Annotated in this window: 12 protein-coding genes and 1 pseudogene; 7 read left to right on the forward strand and 6 right to left on the reverse strand. The window is 62.4% G+C overall.

Going from position 1 to position 17,034, the window contains the following annotated elements; all coding sequences use genetic code 11:
- Positions 1-45: 45 nt before the first annotated feature.
- The 3 genes and pseudogenes from FJ946_RS31150 to FJ946_RS16040 all read right to left on the reverse strand — a co-directional run.
- Positions 46-298 (reverse strand): annotated as a pseudogene (locus FJ946_RS31150) (zinc-binding dehydrogenase); the annotation flags it as partial.
- 99 nt (positions 299-397) lie between these two features.
- Positions 398-1,453 (reverse strand): hybrid-cluster NAD(P)-dependent oxidoreductase, encoded by a 1,056-nt coding sequence (locus FJ946_RS16035; RefSeq protein ID WP_181167684.1) that lies wholly within the window; start codon positions 1,451-1,453, stop codon positions 398-400.
- A gap of 89 nt (positions 1,454-1,542) precedes the next feature.
- On the reverse strand, positions 1,543-2,400 hold the full coding sequence (locus FJ946_RS16040) for a LysR family transcriptional regulator (protein WP_140521272.1): 858 nt from the start codon (positions 2,398-2,400) through the stop codon (positions 1,543-1,545).
- Between the two features lie 126 nt (positions 2,401-2,526).
- On the opposite strand from FJ946_RS16040, the gene FJ946_RS16045 reads away from it, so the two are divergent.
- From FJ946_RS16045 to FJ946_RS16065, 5 genes are all read left to right on the forward strand, one after another.
- Positions 2,527-3,609, forward strand: a complete 1,083-nt coding sequence (locus tag FJ946_RS16045) for an amidohydrolase family protein (protein WP_140500737.1) — start codon at positions 2,527-2,529, stop codon at positions 3,607-3,609.
- Positions 3,610-3,618: 9 nt separating this feature from the next.
- Positions 3,619-3,972, forward strand: coding sequence for a Rieske (2Fe-2S) protein (locus tag FJ946_RS16050; protein WP_140565732.1), 354 nt, complete (start codon positions 3,619-3,621; stop codon positions 3,970-3,972).
- A 120-nt stretch (positions 3,973-4,092) separates the two neighbouring features.
- The gene (locus tag FJ946_RS16055) at positions 4,093-5,106 is read left to right on the forward strand and encodes a glycine betaine ABC transporter substrate-binding protein (RefSeq protein WP_140565730.1); all 1,014 of its coding nucleotides are present in this window, start codon (positions 4,093-4,095) and stop codon (positions 5,104-5,106) included.
- 125 nt (positions 5,107-5,231) lie between these two features.
- Complete coding sequence (locus FJ946_RS16060; protein WP_224519145.1) at positions 5,232-6,323, forward strand: betaine/proline/choline family ABC transporter ATP-binding protein; 1,092 nt, start codon at positions 5,232-5,234, stop codon at positions 6,321-6,323.
- Positions 6,310-7,836: an ABC transporter permease subunit gene (locus FJ946_RS16065; protein WP_210240088.1), complete on the forward strand. Its 1,527-nt coding sequence runs from the start codon at positions 6,310-6,312 to the stop codon at positions 7,834-7,836. The genes FJ946_RS16060 and FJ946_RS16065 overlap by 14 nt, the downstream gene beginning before the upstream one ends.
- A gap of 80 nt (positions 7,837-7,916) precedes the next feature.
- Here FJ946_RS16065 and FJ946_RS16070 read toward each other — a convergent pair whose 3' ends face one another.
- From FJ946_RS16070 to FJ946_RS16080, 3 genes are read right to left on the reverse strand one after another with little or no spacing between them, the layout of a single operon-like run.
- Positions 7,917-9,473 carry a trimethylamine methyltransferase family protein gene (locus FJ946_RS16070; RefSeq protein ID WP_246672637.1) on the reverse strand — a complete coding sequence of 519 codons (1,557 nt, stop codon included), beginning with the start codon at positions 9,471-9,473 and terminating at the stop codon, positions 7,917-7,919.
- 14 nt (positions 9,474-9,487) lie between these two features.
- Positions 9,488-11,953, reverse strand: a complete 2,466-nt coding sequence (locus tag FJ946_RS16075; RefSeq protein ID WP_140565727.1) for an FAD-dependent oxidoreductase — start codon at positions 11,951-11,953, stop codon at positions 9,488-9,490.
- The gene (locus tag FJ946_RS16080; RefSeq protein ID WP_140565724.1) at positions 11,950-14,397 is read right to left on the reverse strand and encodes an FAD-dependent oxidoreductase; all 2,448 of its coding nucleotides are present in this window, start codon (positions 14,395-14,397) and stop codon (positions 11,950-11,952) included. The genes FJ946_RS16075 and FJ946_RS16080 overlap by 4 nt, the downstream gene beginning before the upstream one ends.
- A 119-nt stretch (positions 14,398-14,516) precedes the next feature.
- Here FJ946_RS16080 and FJ946_RS16085 point away from each other — a divergent pair, with 119 nt between their 5' ends.
- Together FJ946_RS16085 and FJ946_RS16090 are read left to right on the forward strand one after the other, a co-directional pair.
- Positions 14,517-15,494, forward strand: coding sequence for a LysR family transcriptional regulator (locus tag FJ946_RS16085; protein WP_140500683.1), 978 nt, complete (start codon positions 14,517-14,519; stop codon positions 15,492-15,494).
- Between the two features lie 97 nt (positions 15,495-15,591).
- On the forward strand, positions 15,592-16,923 hold the full coding sequence (locus FJ946_RS16090) for an aspartate aminotransferase family protein (RefSeq protein WP_140565722.1): 1,332 nt from the start codon (positions 15,592-15,594) through the stop codon (positions 16,921-16,923).
- The last annotated feature ends 111 nt before the right edge of the window (positions 16,924-17,034 follow it).

The following is a 17,034-nucleotide window of genomic DNA, read 5'->3' on the forward strand; positions in this document are numbered from 1 at the left end:
AGCGTTGTCGGGTGACAATGCTCTGACAGTATTTTTTCCTGAGGCGGCGATCGCCTCGTCGAGATCGCGACCTTGCCAATGTTCGTCCGCAGCCGTCCGTTCCGCACCTGCTGGACGATCTCGCTCAACTGGCCACGACCGGACTCGACGACGAAATCGACCGCCAACCCATCCGCGGGCTGCGCCTCGGCTGGTCCGACGACGGTCACCAGCATACCTCGCCCCGGATCAGGGCTGCAGACCGCTTCTGGATGTCGCCACCGATGACGTCGAACACCAGATCGATGCTGCCTATGTCTTATCTCTCACGCGAATTGGTCATCGGTTCGGTGCCTTCCACGACAATATCGGTATTGAATTGCTTTGTGATTTGCACGGCCGCGGTGTGCGCCTGCAGTTACAAGTCTATCGACACCGCTCCCATGGGATGTGTGCAGCAGGCGAGCACATATCCGGCGTCCTTCTCCTGTGCGCTGAGTCCGCCGAAATCAGACATTTCCACGTCGCCGCTGACCTTCAGCACACGACAGGTCCCACAAATCCCTTGCTGGCAAGCGCTTGGCAGGTACAGACCAACGCTCCGAGCGATTTCGAGCAGGGTCTGTGTCGAACGGCATTGGTGGGTGACACCTGTGCGAGCAAAACGCACGGAAGCGGCCTGGGCTGTTTGCAACACCGGTGCAGGCTTCAGCAGGCCGCCAAAGCTCTCCTCATGATACCGACCAGGATCCAAGCCGATGCTGTTGAGGGCGTTCCGGACTGCGTTCATGTAAGGCTCGGGCCCACAGGCATAAACGGTGCGCTCCCTAATGTCGGGAGCAAACTTCAGCAACATGGACTCACCAACCAATCCAGTTGGACCGGCCCAATTATGCACAGCTTCGGCGCAGACGACATGGACGTGAAAATTGCGATGGTCCCGTGCCAGGTTGTCAAGCTCGTCACCGAAGATGATGTCCTTCGGCGAGCGTGCGCTATGAATGAAGCAGACATCCTTGTCGGAGCCACTGTCGGCGAGCGTGCGCAGCATCGACATCACCGGTGTTATGCCGCTGCCGCCGGAGAGGAAAAGCGGCCGGTCGCTCCGCAGGTCATCCCAGTTGAAGCTGCCGGACGGGCCGTCGATCTCTATTTCGCTTCCCTGTTCGAGATTGTCATGCAGCCAATTGGAAGCGAGGCCGCCGGGGACGCGCTTGACGGTTATCCTGAGGTCTCCCACCCGGGTTGGCGGCGAAGAGATCGAGTAAGTCCGGACGGCCGGAGCGCCGTCGATCACGAGGTTCAGAGTGATAAACTGCCCGGCTTTGAACTGGCCGGCCTGCCCGCGCTTTGGACAAAAGACGAAGGTCTTCACGTCGTGCGTCTCCTGAACGATGCCGCGACAGATCAGCGTGTGACGTCCGCTGACGCGGTCGGATCGGCAGGAGGGAGCGAAAGAAACGAGGGCGTTCATCATCTGGCTCCCATTAAGGGGCCAAGAATGCCAGCAGGCCTACGTTCGATACAGGAGGAACCTCAAACATCTATGATCGACAATATCGATCAACCTTCCAGCGACATGACCGCAAGATGAAGCGCGCGAATGCCTTTCTTTATGATTGGCTCATGCCGGCGTCGCGCGAGAATTGCGGTGTAGACGGGCTGATGCAGAGTTGGAGCACCTTCCACAATGTGGGAGGGTTGCTCGGCGGCGAAGCGACGCGCATCGTCGGCGCGCATGTAGCAGGTGCCGCCTGCGCGCCTCAGCATATTGTCGGCCAGCGTTTCGGAGCCCATCGAAAGCCGGCACGCAGTCAGATTTGGCAACGCCTCGGCATGAGCCTTCTCGAGCGCAACGGTGTAACCCGGCCGGATGTAATTGTCCGGGCTTACATCGCTAAGCCGGCGTGCCTTGGTCGAGACCATTGTATATTCCTCGACCATCAGTTGGTCATATGTGATCTCGGGCAGGTAGCGTGGAGCATAAACAACAGCAATATCGAGGTTTCCCAGGCTCAGATCAGATATCATCTGCGGCGAGTAGTCGGATTCGACATGGATCGAGGACCGCGGCAAGACTTGCAGCAGCATTTCCAACCAACCAGGCAGGATCGAGCGGGTCATTCCAACCTGGGCAGCGACCCGAAGGCTGCCTTCGAATCTGTTAAAGGCGCGCACGTCGTGACGGGCCTGGGACCAGGTCGACAGCATTGACCGCGCGTAAACCTCAAACCGCCGCCCTGCCGCGGTCGGCTCGGCACCGGCGCGGCCGCGATGGAAGAGTTCGGACCCCACGGCGGCCTCCAGGTTCTTGACACGGGTGCTGACCGTCGATTGCGTCAGTCCGAGGCGCTCCGCCGACCGGTTGAAGTTTCGCGATTCAATGATGTCGAGAAACGTTTCTATTTGTTCCAACTGCATAGGCGAGCCATCGATTTTTGCGATCGTATCTAGCTGTTCATACGCTTGATCCGTGCACTATCAAAGCGGAAGTTCGGTGCAGAAGCCACGGCGTCAGTGACGGCCGCATCAAAGGAAGAGGGAAAAATGTTCATAGTCGATTGCGATTGCCACAACTATTGGTCCAACGCGACGGTGCTGGAGCCCTACCTGTCCGGTGTCTGGAAAGACATGTTCATCGAGGGCGAGAAGACCGGCCCGGTCGGCGCTTTTCCGCACGGCCATCGCCCCTGGTTTCATCCGCAGGATTTCTCCCGCAAGGATGTGCGACCGAAGGTGGAGGCGGACAACTACCTGATCATGAAGGAGAAGCACCTCGATAAATACAATGTCGGAGTGGCAATCCTAACTGGCGACGAGCCCATCGAAGCGTCGACACTGGCAAATCCCTATTACGCTAGCGCGCTGGTAAGCGCCTACAACGACTACCAGATCAATGAATGGCTGCCGAAAGACAGCCGCTTCATGGGCTCCATCATCATCGCACCGCAAGACCCGCGCCTTGCGGCGGCGGAGATCCGGCGCCTCGGCGAGCATCCCCGGATGGCGCAAGTTCTGGCCTCCCAAGGCTCTGTGCGGCCGTATGGCGACCCGTTCTATCACCCGATCTTCGAGGCCTGTGCCGAGGTCGGTTTGCCGTTCGCCATACATCTTGGTGGACATGGCGGCATCAACTGGAACGCTGTCGCGCCAGCGCCCACCACTTTCTTCTGGGAGACCCATGCGATCCTGCACATGTCGGCCATGTCGCATGTGGCAAGCATGATTGCGCATGGCGTTTTTGAGAAATGGCCGGACCTCTACTTCGTGATCATCGAGTGCGGCGTCGCCTGGGTCCCGTCGGTCCTGTGGCGCCTGGATGCCGACTACAAAGCACTGCGAAAAGAGACGCCATGGCTGAAAATGCTGCCGTCGGAATATTGCCGGCGTAACATACGTTTCTCCACCCAACCGCTGGAGCAGCCTTCGAATGTCAACCACCTCTGGGCGATCCTGGAGGCCATGGACGGGGAGAACACGCTGCTGTTTGCGTCCGACTACCCCCATTGGGACTACGATGACGTCAACACTTTGCACATCCCGCCGGAATGGCGCCGCAAGGTGCTCGGCCAGAATGCGCTGGACGTTTACAAGCGCATTCCCCGCCCGCAAGCCGCTGCTGCAGCGTGACGACCTGACATGGCTGAGAAGACTTATATTTGTCGCGCCGACGAGATCCAGGTCGGAACGCCGTTCATCGCCAAGGTGCGCAGCCTGTCGATCGGCGTGTTCCGGATCAGCGATAGTTTCCATGCGCTGCTGAATGTATGCCCGCATCGAGGGGCCCCCCTTTGTGAGGGACCGCAATGCGGAACGACTGCTCCCGTCGAGCGAGCCGAATTCATCTATCACCGTGAGAATGAAATCGTTCGCTGTGCCTGGCATGGGTGGGAATTCGACATCAGGTCGGGCGCAGCATTGGTCAACCCGTCCGTTCGCGCGAGGACGTTCCCAGTCTCCGTCGAGGCAGGGAGCATATACGTGACGGCCTGAGCATGGAGACACCCTCTGCCTACAGAGCGGGTATCGGAATCTCAACGACCGCCTTATGCGCTTCATCGTTTTTGCTAATGCGGCACAATTTGGGATGGATTGCCTGCACGTTTCGCTAACTTGACCAATAAGCTGAGAAAAATCAGCGCAACTCAACTGGGGAACGATATGAAAAACCGACTTCTTGCACCATCTCTCGGCGTTCTATTGTTGGCGCCGGTATCGTCGGCGTTCGGTGCAGACGTGACTATGCCGGATCCAAACTATGCTACCGCAACGGCGGTCATGAACGTCATCAAGAACGCGGCCGAACAGGAGCTTGGGCTCGACGTTTCCACCGTCACCACCACCGCAGTCCCAGTCATTTGGGAAGCCATGGATCGCAACAAAGGGGAGGTCGACATCTGGCCAGATGTCTGGCTGCCGAACCAGCAGGGCCTGGTAGACAAATATGTCAAAGGCGCCGGCACGGTGAAACTCGCGCAGAACGGCTACGAAGCCAAGCAAGGCTACTGCGTCACCCAGGTCACGATCGACAAATATGGCATCAAGGATGTCGCGGATCTCACCAATCCGGACAACGCCAAGATCTTCGACACCAATGGCGACGGCAAGGGCGAAATCTGGATCGGCGCGTCAGGTTGGCAGTCGACAAACATCGAAAAGGTGCGGGCCCGCGACTATGGATTCGCCGATTTCTTCGATCTCCAGGTGACCGACGAAGCGGTGGCCGCGGCATCGCTCGACCGGGCCGCGAAGGCAGACAAGCCATGGGTCGGATACTGCTACGGCCCGCACCAGAATTTCGCCCGCTACAAGCTTGCCTTTCTCACAGAACCGAAACACGACCCAGCCAAGTTCGTGATGCTGCAGCCGAGCGAGGATCCTCAATGGTTCGAAAAATCGAAAGTGTCGTCGGCATATGCTGACACCACCGTGCACATCGCCTATGCTGCTTCGCTGGCCCAGCGGCAACCGGAACTGACCGCCGCTTTGGATCGGATTACTTTCAATCCGGACGACATCAGCAAATGGGCCTATGCAATCATCGTCGACAAGAAGCCGGCAGGCGATGTGGCGAAGGAATGGATCAAAGCCTACCCCGACGACGTGGCGAAGTGGTTCGGTCATTGAAGGCCAGGGCCGGCATTGCAGGCTCTGAACCGGCCTGCACTGTTGCCCGGCCGCTCAAATCCGTGATCGGACGGGAGCGGTAGCCGGTGGACACCGCACCGATCATTGCGCCGGGAGGACCCGGCCTGGCGGACCGCGGAGACGCGGCAAGCCACGGTGCCGCCATCATTTTGAAGGGCGTCTGGAAAATCTTTGGCGCCCGCGCGCCAGTGGCGATGATGGCGATTTTGCGCGACCGCCTGGACAAGGACGAAGTGGCCAGGCGCTTCGGATGTGTCGTGGGCGTCGCCAACGTCAACATTTCGGTTCGGCCGGGTGAAATCTTCTGCGTCATGGGCCTGTCGGGCAGTGGCAAATCGACATTGATCCGCCATATAAACCGCCTGCTCGAGCCGTCCGCCGGCGAGATTTTCGTCGACGGTGAAAACGTCATGGCCAAGTCGCCCGCTGAGTTGAGGGCATTGCGGTCTCGAAGGATCGCCATGGTGTTCCAGAGCTTCGGTCTGCTTCCGCATCGCACCGTACGCGACAACGTCGCGCTCCCGCTGGAGATCCAAGCCGCGACCAAGCAGCGGAGATTTGACGCCGCCGAGGCGGCACTTGCCAAGGTGAACCTGTCGGGCTGGGGGGATCGCTACTGCCATGAACTCTCAGGCGGCATGCAGCAGCGCGTCGGCCTCGCCCGCGCTTTGGCTGCCGATCCAGCGATCCTGCTCATGGACGAGCCATTCAGCGCGCTCGATCCCTTGATAAGGCGGCAACTTCAAGACGAGTTCCTGGCCCTCTCGCGCTCGATGGGAAAGACAGTGATCTTCATCACCCATGACCTCGACGAGGCGATCCGGATCGGCGATCGCATCGCGATCATGAAAGATGGCGTCATCGTCCAGACCGACACGCCCGAGGAGATCGTCACATCTCCGAAGCACGACTATGTCGCGAAATTCGTCGCCGACATCTCGCGCCTGAAGGTGATCACCGCCGGGCGCATCATGGAGTCGGTCGAGAGTTTCAAGAGCCGGTCTCATCCGGAATTGGACGTCGAGCGGTTGCGCAGGGTGGATTCTCGAGAATCCCTGGCCGAACTCGTCGAACTCGCGGCACGGGATGCCGCACCGCTTGCTGTGACAGATCCCGGTGGGTCTGTCGTCGGCATCGTCGACAGGCAGATACTGCTCCACGGTCTGCGAAAGGGCGAAATCCGTGAACGCCCATGATCCTGTCGCTGTGCAATCGATAGAGCACGCCCAACCGGTAGAGGAAGGACTCGTACGAGAATTCGTCCTCCGCAACCCCGATTATTATATCGATGTGTTCGCCCGCATCCGGCGGGCTTCCGGTGCCGTCTGGCCGTTCAACCTGGCGGCCGCGCTGCTTGGACCGGTGTGGGCCGCTGCCCGAGGCATCACACTTCTGTTCTGGCTCATCTTCTTCCTGGAGACGCTTGCGGTAGTTCAGATCGGCGTCGGCGCGGCTGGCAACCTCGGCGCCGGGGAGCAAGCACGCGCCGAACGCGTCACCAAGCAGGCACAGGCGCGCGCGGAACAGGCAAAGGCCGCCGAGGCAGCGGGGGTGGACAATGCAGCTGGCCTGAAATCATCAGCGGCCGCTCTGGAGAAAGCTGCCAACACGGCCAGAATGCGGGCCGACGCCGCAAAGGCGAAGGCGCCAGTTGTAATTGGGTCCGGCATTGTCACTTTGCTCTTCGCCAGGTTGATCGCCGGTTTCCTCGCCAACCGGATGCTGGAGCGGCGCTTCGCGCGCTGGCGTTCGAACCCGACGCTTCAGCGCGGGCTCAATCATCCGCTGGCGCTATGCGCCCTTGCCTTCTGCATCGCAGCCTATGGGCTTTCGGTCTATCGCTTCGCCGCGCCGACACCAGCCGTCTGGCTGACTGCCGCGCCCTCGAATCGCGAGTGGCAGGCCGCGTTGTCATCGGGTCTGGACAGCCTGATGGGAGGGGTGTCGCATCTCGGGGAGGGCTTTTTCGGCGGCATCACAGGCGCAATATCGTTGGTGCTCGATGCCTTGGCCTATGGACTGACGGGCATGCCCTGGCCAGTGACAATGGCGATCATTCTAGCCCTGGCCTGGCAACTGGCGGGGCCGCGCGTCGCCATCTTCACCGCGGCTGCGCTCGCCTATCTTGCCGTGCTTGGCTTTTGGGAAAAGAGCCTGGAAACAGTCGCCCTGTTGGGCACATCGGCCATTATCTGCCTCGCGATAGGAATTCCGCTTGGGATATGGTGCGGGCGCCGACCGCGCGTCTATGCCGCCGTGCGGCCGGTGCTCGACTTCATGCAGACCATGCCGGCATTTGTCTATTTGATCCCGGTGATCGCATTGTTCGGCATCGGCAAGCCGCCCGGCGTCATCGCCACGCTGATTTTCGGTACTCCGCCAGTGGTGCGCCTGACCGCGCTCGGCTTGCAGGGTGTCCCGCCGGCCATTAGAGAGGCCGCGCAAGCCTATGGTGCAACAAGATGGTTTCTCCTGACCCGGGTCGACCTCCCGCTAGCGATGCCTTCCATCATGGCCGGCATAAACCAGACCATTTTGATGTGCCTTTCAATGGTGGTCATCGCTTCCCTGATCGGCGCCAAAGGGTTGGGAGAAGATGTCCTCAATGCGCTTCAATACGCAGCTGTCGGGCAGGGACTGCTCGCGGGCTTCGCCATACTTCTCTGCGCCATGATCATCGACCGTATCGTGCAAGGACGAACCAGATAAAGCCGTTTGGGAACGATCTTCTCGCGGAGCTCGGCCGGTCAACATTCCACGAACGGGCCATCAAAGATGCGGTGCCGGCTCTAGAAATAAGCCTGGTCCGGCTCGCTGGCCTTGCGGTTGGCGATGAAGGCCCGGAGCGCTTCGTCGATCGCCGGATCGAGCCCCGGATCCTGGTAGTCGTCGAGCAGCCTCTTCCATTGCCGGTTGGCGCGTTGCGCGGCGTCGAGCCGGCCGTCCTCGTTCCATTGCTCGAAGGAATTGTTGTCGCTGCTGGTGGAGCGATAGAAGGCCGAGAGGAAATTGGACTGCGTATGCGCACTGCCCAGGAAATGCGATCCCGGCCCGACCGCTTCGATCGCCTCCATCGCCTGCGCATTGAGCGACAGATCGATGCCTTCGAACAGGCTGGCGACCTTGCCGCAGAGATCGGCGTCGATGACCGTCTTTTCGAAACCGGTGACCAGTCCGCCCTCGAGCCAGCCGGTGGCGTGGTTGATCACGTTGGCGCCGGCAAACATCGACATCAATATGCCCCATGTCGCTTCCTGCTCGGCCTGTGCGTCGGGAAGCTTTGAGGCCGACAGCGAACCGACGGTGTGGAACGGCACGCCGACGCGACGCGCCAACTGCCCGCAGGCGAGCACCATCTTGCCCGCTTCCGGCGTCCCGAATGTCGGCGCTCCACTCTGCATCGAGATCGTGCTGGCAAAGCTTCCCATCAGGCAGGGCGCGCCGGGGTTGATCAGCTGTACGAGGCTGAGACAGGCGAGCGCCTCGGCCAGCACCTGCGCCAGCGTGCCGGCGACCGTGCACGGGCTCATCGCGCCGGCCAGCGTCCATGGCGTGCAGGCGACCGGCTGGTTGTTGCGGGCGCAGACCTTCAGCGAACCCGACATGTTGGCGTCGAGCACCAGCGGTGCATTGGTGTTGGAGACGTTGTAGAGCACAGCGTTGTGGGCGACGAACTCCTCGCCGAAGACGATCTTGGCCATGTCGACCGCGTCCTGCGCTCGCCTCGACCCGATGAACGCGCCCATGAAGGCACGGTCCGAATGGCGGATGTGGGTGTAGAGCATGTCGAGATGACGCTTGTTGGCCGGCAGGTCGACAGGCTCGCAAACGACGCCGCCCGAATGATGTAGATGCGGGATCATCTGATGGATCTTCACCAGATCGCGGAAGTCCGCGATCGTCGCGTAGCGACGGCCACGATCGAGATCGTGGACGAAGGGCGGTCCCCACGACGGACACAGCACGGTGTTGTCGCCGCCGATCACCACCGTGTTGGCCGGGTTGCGGGCGTGCTGCTTGAATTGCGAAGGCGCGGTGGCGCGGACGATCTTGCGGCACATGCCGGGCTCGAAGCGAACCCTGGTGCCCTGCACGTCGGCGCCTGCATCGCGAAAGATGTCGAGGATCTCGGGATCGTCATGGAACTCCATGCCGACCTCCTTGAGCAGCCGGTCGGCATTCGCCTCGATCAGGCTCAGGCCTTCCTCGTCGAGGATATTGAACGTGCCGATCCGCCGGCTGATGTAGGGACGCCGCGGCGCCTGCTGGGCCAGGCGCTGGCCTTGCCTTCCCGCTCGGCCCCCGCTTCGTGGCGCTGGAGCGTCGATCATCGCGTCCTTGTCCATTTTCGTCTCCGTGATCAGGCAGGCATGAAGGCGGCCGGCGCATCGGCCTGAAGGCCGCGCAGCCGCAGATTGTCCGGATCGTAAGGCGCTTTCTTCAGCTCCCGCGCCGTCAGTTCCCTGCCGAGGATCGAGACGGTCAGGCCTTCAGCCGCAACACCGGGTCGCAGATAGGCGAGCGCAACGGTCTTGCCGGTGCGGAAGCCGTGGCTGCCGGAGGTAACGACCCCGACCGGGCGCCCCGCCTGCATCACGGCGTGGGCGTAGAACGGCAGCCTTTCGCCGTCGTCATCGATCTCGAGCAGCAGCATGGACCAGGCGCTTTCGCCGATGCGCTCCAGCATCGCCTCACGGCCGACGAACGTCCGGTTGTCAGTCTTGACCAGCGCACCCAGCCCAGCCTCCAGCGGCGTACGTTCGGTGGTCAGGTCGGCGCCCCAAGCACGATAACCTTTTTCCAACCGCATCGCGTTGAGCGCGTAGATGCCGAACGGACGCAGGTCGAACTGCGTTCCGACCTTGGTGATCGCTTCGTAGAGCTTGCCGAACTGCGCCAACTGAACGTGCAGTTCCCATCCGAGCTCACCGGCATAAGAGACCCGGAGCGCTGCCGTCTTGATGCCGGCCACGCGGATGATCTGCGCGGAAAGCCAGGGGAATGCAGCATTCGATAGATCGGCTTCGCAGATCTTTCCCAAGAGGTCGCGAGCACGCGGTCCCATTACGCCGAGCACGCCGCGCCTTTCGGTGACGTTGTCGATCGTCACACCTGGAAAGGCTGCGGCGCGTGAGCGTAGCAGACCTTCGTCATGTCGCTCCGCAAGTGCTGCGCTGGTCAGGTAGAACCCTTCGTCGCCGAGTCGGGTCACGGTAAATTCCGACGCCACGCCGCCCTTTGCCGTCAGCGCGTGAATGAGCCCGATGCGGCCGTGACGTTCCGGTGGTCGGTTGGCGCCGAGCGAAGCCATGAAGGCGCTGGCGCCTGGTCCGCCGATCTCGAATTTGGAGAAGGCCGAAAGGTCGATGGCGCCGACGCTGGCCTGCACGTCACGGCACTCGCCGCGCACCGCGTCGAACCAGCCGGGCTTGCGGAAGGTCAGTGGCGGGTCACGGTCGGCGCCCTTGGCAGCGAACCAGTTCGGCCGCTCCCAGCCATAGGCGGCGCCCAGCACTGCCCCCTGGCTTCTCTGAAGTTCGAGCGCCGGCGTCGTGCGGCGCGGGCGGCCGGCCTCGCGTTCCTCGTTGGGATAGTGGATGCCGAATTGCAGGCCGAACCCTTCCACCGCCTTGTCGATGCGATAGTCGCGGTCGGCATAATTGCCGAAGCGGCGTGGGTCGATGGCAAGCGCATCCATTGGCGGTGATCCGTCGACGATCCAGTCGGCGAGAAAGCGACCGGCGCCGCCGCCTTCCATCACGCCCATGCTTGAGCCGGTGAGCAGCCAGGCATTGCCGAGGCCGAATGCCGGACCGACCAGCGGATTGGCATCCGGCGTGAAGGTGATCGGCCCGTTGACCACCGTCTTGATGCCGGCATTGGCGAGTGCCGGGACACGCTCCATCGCCAGCGCGATGATGTGCTCGACCCGATCCAGGTCGGGCGGCAGCAAGTCCATGCCGAATTCTGGTGGCACGCCATCGACCGCCCAGGGGTGAGCCGACTTTTCATAGGGGCCGACGATAAAGCCGTCGCGCTCCTGGCGCAGATACCAGCTTTCTTCCGGATCGCGGATGATCGGCAGTTCCTTGGCGCCGGCGGCGATCCGGTCGGCAATCTCGGGGACGGTATCGGTCACGACATATTGGTGCAGCATCGGCACCACGGGCAGGTCGAGCCCCATCATGGCGCCAATCTCGCGGCACCATGTGCCGGCCGCGTTCACCACATGCTCCGCGACAATGTCACCCTGTTGTGTGCGGACCAGCCACTCGCCCGATGGCTTGCGCTCGATTGCCAGGACCGGATTGTGGCGCACGATCTCGGCGCCGCGCGAGCGCGCGCCGCTGGCCATTGCGTTGGTCGCCAGCGTCGGATCGACATGACCGTCATTGGGCTCGTAGATCGCGCCTATGATGCCGTCGGTATGGCAGAGCGGATAGATCTGCTTGAGCTCATCGGGACTGAGAATGTGGAAGTCATGGCCGACGAACCGGCCAAGCCCCTGCACATGGCGGAATTCGTCCATGCGCTCCGGCGAGCGCGTAATGCGCAATGCGCCGCTTGGGTGGAAACCTGTCGGCAACCCGGTCTCGGCGGTCAGGATTTCGCGATAGAGCCGCACCGAATGCGCGCGCATCTCCATGATCGTCGCATTGTGGGCGAAATGCGTGCAGAGCCCGGCGGCGTGCCAGGTCGAGCCTGCTGTCAGCTCCTGCCTCTCGACGAGCATGACATCGCTCCAGCCGCGCTTGGCCAGGTGATAGAGCAGCGACACGCCCATGGCGCCGCCGCCGATAACGACCACGCGGGCCTGTTGTCTCATGAATTTTCCTCCGCGCTTACGCGCATGCGCGATCCGGTTGGGTCATAGGGTGGCTTGTCGAGTGGGCGCAGCCTGTAGCGCGCACCGGCCACCGCGATCTGGTAGTCGCAGGCAAGCAGCTGCGGTTTCGTCTCGCCTGGATCACAGGCAACGTAGCCCAGGCAAAGGCTGAGCCCCGTGCGAACGCCGAGGCCACCTGACGTCGTCAACCCGGCAAGTTTGCCGTCGCGATAGATCGGTTCGTCATGCAGCAGAAGCGGATTGTCGCCGTCGACGGCGAAATGCATGAGCCGGCGCTTCAGGCCATCGGCCTTCTGCTTCAGCAGGGCATCGCGGCCGATGAAATCATCCCTCTTCCAAGACACCGCGAAGGACAGGCCCGCCTCCAGCGGCGTGTCCTTCGGCCCGATATCATGGCCCCAATGGCGATAGCCCTTTTCCAACCGGCAGCCATCCAGCGCGTAGTGGCCACAAAAGGTCAGGCCATGGGCGCCGCCCGCTGAGACGATCATGGCAAGCAGGCTCTCGCCGTGTTCGACCGGCACATAAAGCTCGAAGCCGAGCTCGCCGACAAAGCTGACTCGGGTCGCCCGCACATTCGCGGTGCCGATGTCGATGCGGCGCGAAGTCGAGAACGGGAAGGCTGCGTCCGAAAGATCGACGTCGGTCAGGCTCTGCAGCAGCGCCCGCGAATTCGGCCCCATGACCCCGAGAACGGCCTCTGCGGACGTGGCGTCGAAGACCGAGACGTTGAGACCAAGATCCTCAGCATGGCGCGCGATCCAGTCAAAATCTTTCTGTCTGGTCGCGGCACCTGAAATAACCCGGAAGCCGTGCTCGTCGACTCGCGTGACCGTCACATCGGCCTCGATGCCGCCGCGTGCGTTGAGCATCTGCGTATAGACGGCGTGGCCTTCGGGCCTGTCGACGTCCCCCGCGCACAGGCTTTGCATCAGCTGGATCGCGTCGCGTCCACGCACATCGATCTTGGTGAAGGGCGAAAGCTCGAACAGGCCAACGCCTTGCGCCATTCGATCGGCTTCGGCCCTGGCCGGGCTCCACCATTTCTGAGCGCCGACGGAATAGCCGCGCGTCTCCGTGCCGCCGAACCAGAGCGGTCGCTCCCAGCCGGTCGGCGCGCCGAACACAGCACCCGCTTCGGCGAACGTACGGTGAAAGGCGGAACGCCGCACGTCGCGCCCGGCGGCGGCCTGCTTGTAAGGCCAATGCATGCGGAAGAGGTCGGCAACCGCTTCCTCCATCCTGGCGCCGACGAAAGAGCGCGCCGCGGCGGCGCGGTCGAAGCGGGCGATGTCAAGCGCCCACAGATCGAGGCTGGGCTCGCCGTCGACGATCCATTCGGCCATGGCCTTGCCGGCGCCGGCCGACGACATCATGCCTGTCGAGTTGAAGCCGGCGGCGACATAGAAGCCGCGCAGATAGGGCGACTCGCCCATCAGCGGCCGCGTGTCGGGGGTAAAACTCTCCGGGCCATTCATGAAGTGCCTGATGCCGGTCTGCGACAGCGCCGGCAGGAGTTTCAGTCCGGCCGACATGAAAGGCTCGAACTGCTCCCAATCCTCGGGCAGTTCGAGGAATGGCCTGTCGCCAGCCGGTCCGCGAACATCGAAGAGCTTGGCGTTCGGCTCGAAGCCGCCCAACACCAGCTTGCCGGAATCGCCCTTGATGTAGATGCCTTCGTCGAGGTCGCGCAGGATGGGAAACGGATCCTGCAGACCGGCGATCGGCTCCGTCACGACATACATGTGCTCGACGGCCTGCAGCGGCACAGGAACGCCGGCGAGCGCGCCGATATCGCGCGCCCAGGCGCCGGCACAGTTGACGACGGTCTCGCAATCGATGGTGGCGCCGGAGGCCAGCTTGACGCCAACGACCCGGCCGTTGCGGGTCACGATGCCCGAACAGGCTAACCCCTCGAGGATGCGGATACCGGCGGCGCGGGCCCGTTTTGCATAGGCCGCACAGATATCAACTGGATTGGCCTGGCCGTCTTCCTCGACCCACAGCGCGCCCTCGACGCCATCGGTGACGATGCCGCGCACGTGCTCGGCCACGCCCGCCTGATCGACAATCCCAACGGTGAGGCCGCAGACATCGCCCAAATGCGCGATGCGCTTCAGTTCGTCCATGCGCTCCGCACGTCGCGCCAGCCACAGGCCGCCGGTGCGGCGGTAGCCGGACGCCTGGCCCGTCAGTTCCTCGAGGCGTGGAAACAGCTCGGTCGCATATTGCGCCAGCCTTGTCAGGTTGAGGCTGGCGCGTAACGGACCGACGATTCCGGCGGCGTGCCAGGATGTGCCGCTGGTCAGTTGGTGGCGCTCCAGAAGGACGACATCGCTCACGCCCAGTTCGGCAAGGTGATAGGCAATGCCGAGGCCAATGACACCGCCGCCAATGATCACGATGCGTGCGCTGCCATTCACCTTGTGGGATACCTTCGCTGGATTGGAACAGCGCGATCTTTTCCCGCTAAACCACTTGCGCTCAACCCAAATTTCGCAACATTAGGAAAACTTATGATGCTTCACGGGCGGAGTTGCGGGTGAAGAGCGGCAGTTTCGATTTCAACCTTTTCCGATCGATCGAGGTTTTCGTCGCCATCGTCGAGACCAGGCACGTCACCCAGGCGGCACAGATGCTGGGCATGACGCAATCGGCCGCTTCGCAGCATCTGAAGAACCTGGAAAGCGCGCTCGGCGTCAGCCTGATCGATCGCAATTTGCGGCCGATCGAGCTCACCAAAGCCGGCATCGCGCTGCATCGCCGCGCCGTTGCCATACTGGCCGAGGTCGAGGGCCTGCGCACCGACGCGCGGCGCGTCAATGCAGCACCGCTGCCGCTGTTGCGCATCGCGCTTCTGGCGTCGATCGCGACAACGCTGGCGCCGGCGCTTTCGGTCCTTGCCCGCAAGGGTTTCGGCATTCCCGAGCTCAGCCTGTTCGCGGGTTTGGCGACCGACCACGTCGCCTTGCTGCGGGCCCGCCGCGCCGACCTCGCCGTCACCTCCGGCGAGCTGTTCGAGATTGAGGGACTGACACGTTATCCTGTGATGACCGAAAAATTCCTGCTGGTGACGCCAAAGGGTTTTGCCGGCGATGTCGGTGACATCGTCAAGCTCTCCAAGAAGCTCGCCTTCGTGCGCTTCTCGCGCGAGACGCCGGTTGGCCTGCGCGTCGACCAGCATCTGAGCCGCCTGCGCATCGAGATCCCGCGTGCTATGGAAGGTGACCGCTCCAGCGTGGTGATGGCGCCGGTCGCGGCCGGCATGGGCTTTGCGATCCTGACGCCGACCCTGCTCATCGACGGGCTGGCGGAGGGTATGGAGATTGACGTCCATCCCTTGCCGTTCACCGGGCTGTCGCGCAACATCCTTCTGGTCGCGCGCGAGCGGGAGCTCGGAAACCTCCCCGAGGCTTTCGCCACGCGTACCGCGGAAGTGCTGACCAACGCGATCAGCACCCGCCTGCCTGGCCTTCCCGCCGACTGCTATGCCGTCGATCGCCCCTCGTCGCATGACTAATCAACTCCATCAGTTATCCTGATAAGGAGGTTTGGCGGTGTGCGCGCCGCGCATTCCGTGTTTTCAATCCAGGAGTTCGCAACACGGGAGACACGGCATGAACGCTCCGCACGTCCATTCCAACCTGGACATCGACTGGTCGACCGAGGCCATCGTCGATCGGCGGAACCGCTTCTATTCGGCCACGCAGCGCAAGTTCGTTCCTTACAAGGACCCGCTGATCCTCAAGCGCGGCAAGGGCCAGTATGTCTGGGACGAGAAGGATCGTAAATACATCGACCTGCTCGGCATGAACCTTTGCATCTCGGTCGGCCACGCGCATCCGCAGGTGGTCAAGGCGGCCACCGAGCAACTGGCGGAACTGACGCATTGCACGACGATGTTCTACCACCCGGTTCCGGCTCAGTACGCCGAGGAACTGGTGGCAACGATGCCGGCCGGTCACGATTGGGTCGTACATTTCACCAACAGCGGGGCCGAAGCGATCGATCTTGCGCTGCTGATGGCGCGCTCGCATACCGGCAACATCGACATGCTGGCGCTTGCCTCGAGCTATCACGGCGCCACTTTCGGTGCGCAGTCGGTGACCGGGATAGCGGGTTTTCGCCATCCCGTGCCCCAGCTTGGCGGGGTCACTTTCGTGGCCGAGCCCAACCAGTATCGCGGCATTCATGGCGAAGGCTTGCAGCCCTATCTCGACGAGGTCGAGCGCGCCATAGCGAGTTCAACCAGCGGCGGGCTGGCCGGCATGATTATCGAGCCGGTGCAGGGCTATGGCGGCATCGTGCCGATGCCGCCGGGCTACATTGCCGGCGCTGTCGAGCGTGTCCGCGCGGCCGGCGGTCTCTGTATCATTGATGAAGTGCAATCCGGTGTCGCCCGAACCGGCGATGCCTTCTGGGCGTTTGAATCCCATGGCATTGTGCCCGATATCGTCGTCGTCGCCAAAGGTGTGGGCAACGGCATCCCGCTCGGCGCGGTCATCGCCAAGCGAGATGTCGCTGAATCCATGGCCGATAAATTTCTGTTCCACACCTATGGCGCCAATCCGGTGGCATGCGCGGCCGGCCGAGCCGTGCTAAAGGCCATAAAAGAGGAACGACTCCAGGAGAACGCCCGGGATGTCGGCGCGGTGCTCAAGGGTCGCCTTAACGACATGAAGGAGCGCTTTCCAATCATCGGCGATATCAGGGGCCGTGGGCTTATGCTTGCGATCGAACTCGTCAAGGACGGCGCGACGAAAGAGCCGGCGCCGGAGGAGACGCTCGCCATTTTCGAGGAAACGCGCCGCAACGGGCTCGTCGCCAGCCGCTCGGGACCGTACCGCAATGTCATCCGCATGTGTCCGCCGCTTTGCTTAGCAATGTCCGATATCGAGGATGTCGTCGACCGCTTCGAAAAAAGCTTTGCGGCATTCAGCGGTCAATAGCGGTTCCTGTGCTCGGAGGGGCACAAACCTTTGGCGGCGGCTGAGCAGCAGAGAGAATCATTCGGAAAGGACTAGGCCCGCCCAAACCGGCTCTGTCGACGTGCGGAGGCT

It is taken from the genome of Mesorhizobium sp. B2-4-7 (genome assembly GCF_006442685.1).
Classification (GTDB): Bacteria; Pseudomonadota; Alphaproteobacteria; order Rhizobiales; family Rhizobiaceae; genus Mesorhizobium.

Coding starts and splice junctions, on each gene's coding strand:
- FJ946_RS16070 (WP_246672637.1), bottom strand. CDS start 9,473: ATGGACAAGGACGCGATGATCGACGCTCCAGCGCCACGAAGCGGGGGC.
- FJ946_RS16050 (WP_140565732.1), top strand. CDS start 3,619: ATGGCTGAGAAGACTTATATTTGTCGCGCCGACGAGATCCAGGTCGGA.
- FJ946_RS16090 (WP_140565722.1), top strand. CDS start 15,592: ATGAACGCTCCGCACGTCCATTCCAACCTGGACATCGACTGGTCGACC.
- FJ946_RS16075 (WP_140565727.1), bottom strand. CDS start 11,953: ATGAGACAACAGGCCCGCGTGGTCGTTATCGGCGGCGGCGCCATGGGC.
- FJ946_RS16045 (WP_140500737.1), top strand. CDS start 2,527: ATGTTCATAGTCGATTGCGATTGCCACAACTATTGGTCCAACGCGACG.
- FJ946_RS16035 (WP_181167684.1), bottom strand. CDS start 1,453: ATGAACGCCCTCGTTTCTTTCGCTCCCTCCTGCCGATCCGACCGCGTC.
- FJ946_RS16040 (WP_140521272.1), bottom strand. CDS start 2,400: ATGCAGTTGGAACAAATAGAAACGTTTCTCGACATCATTGAATCGCGA.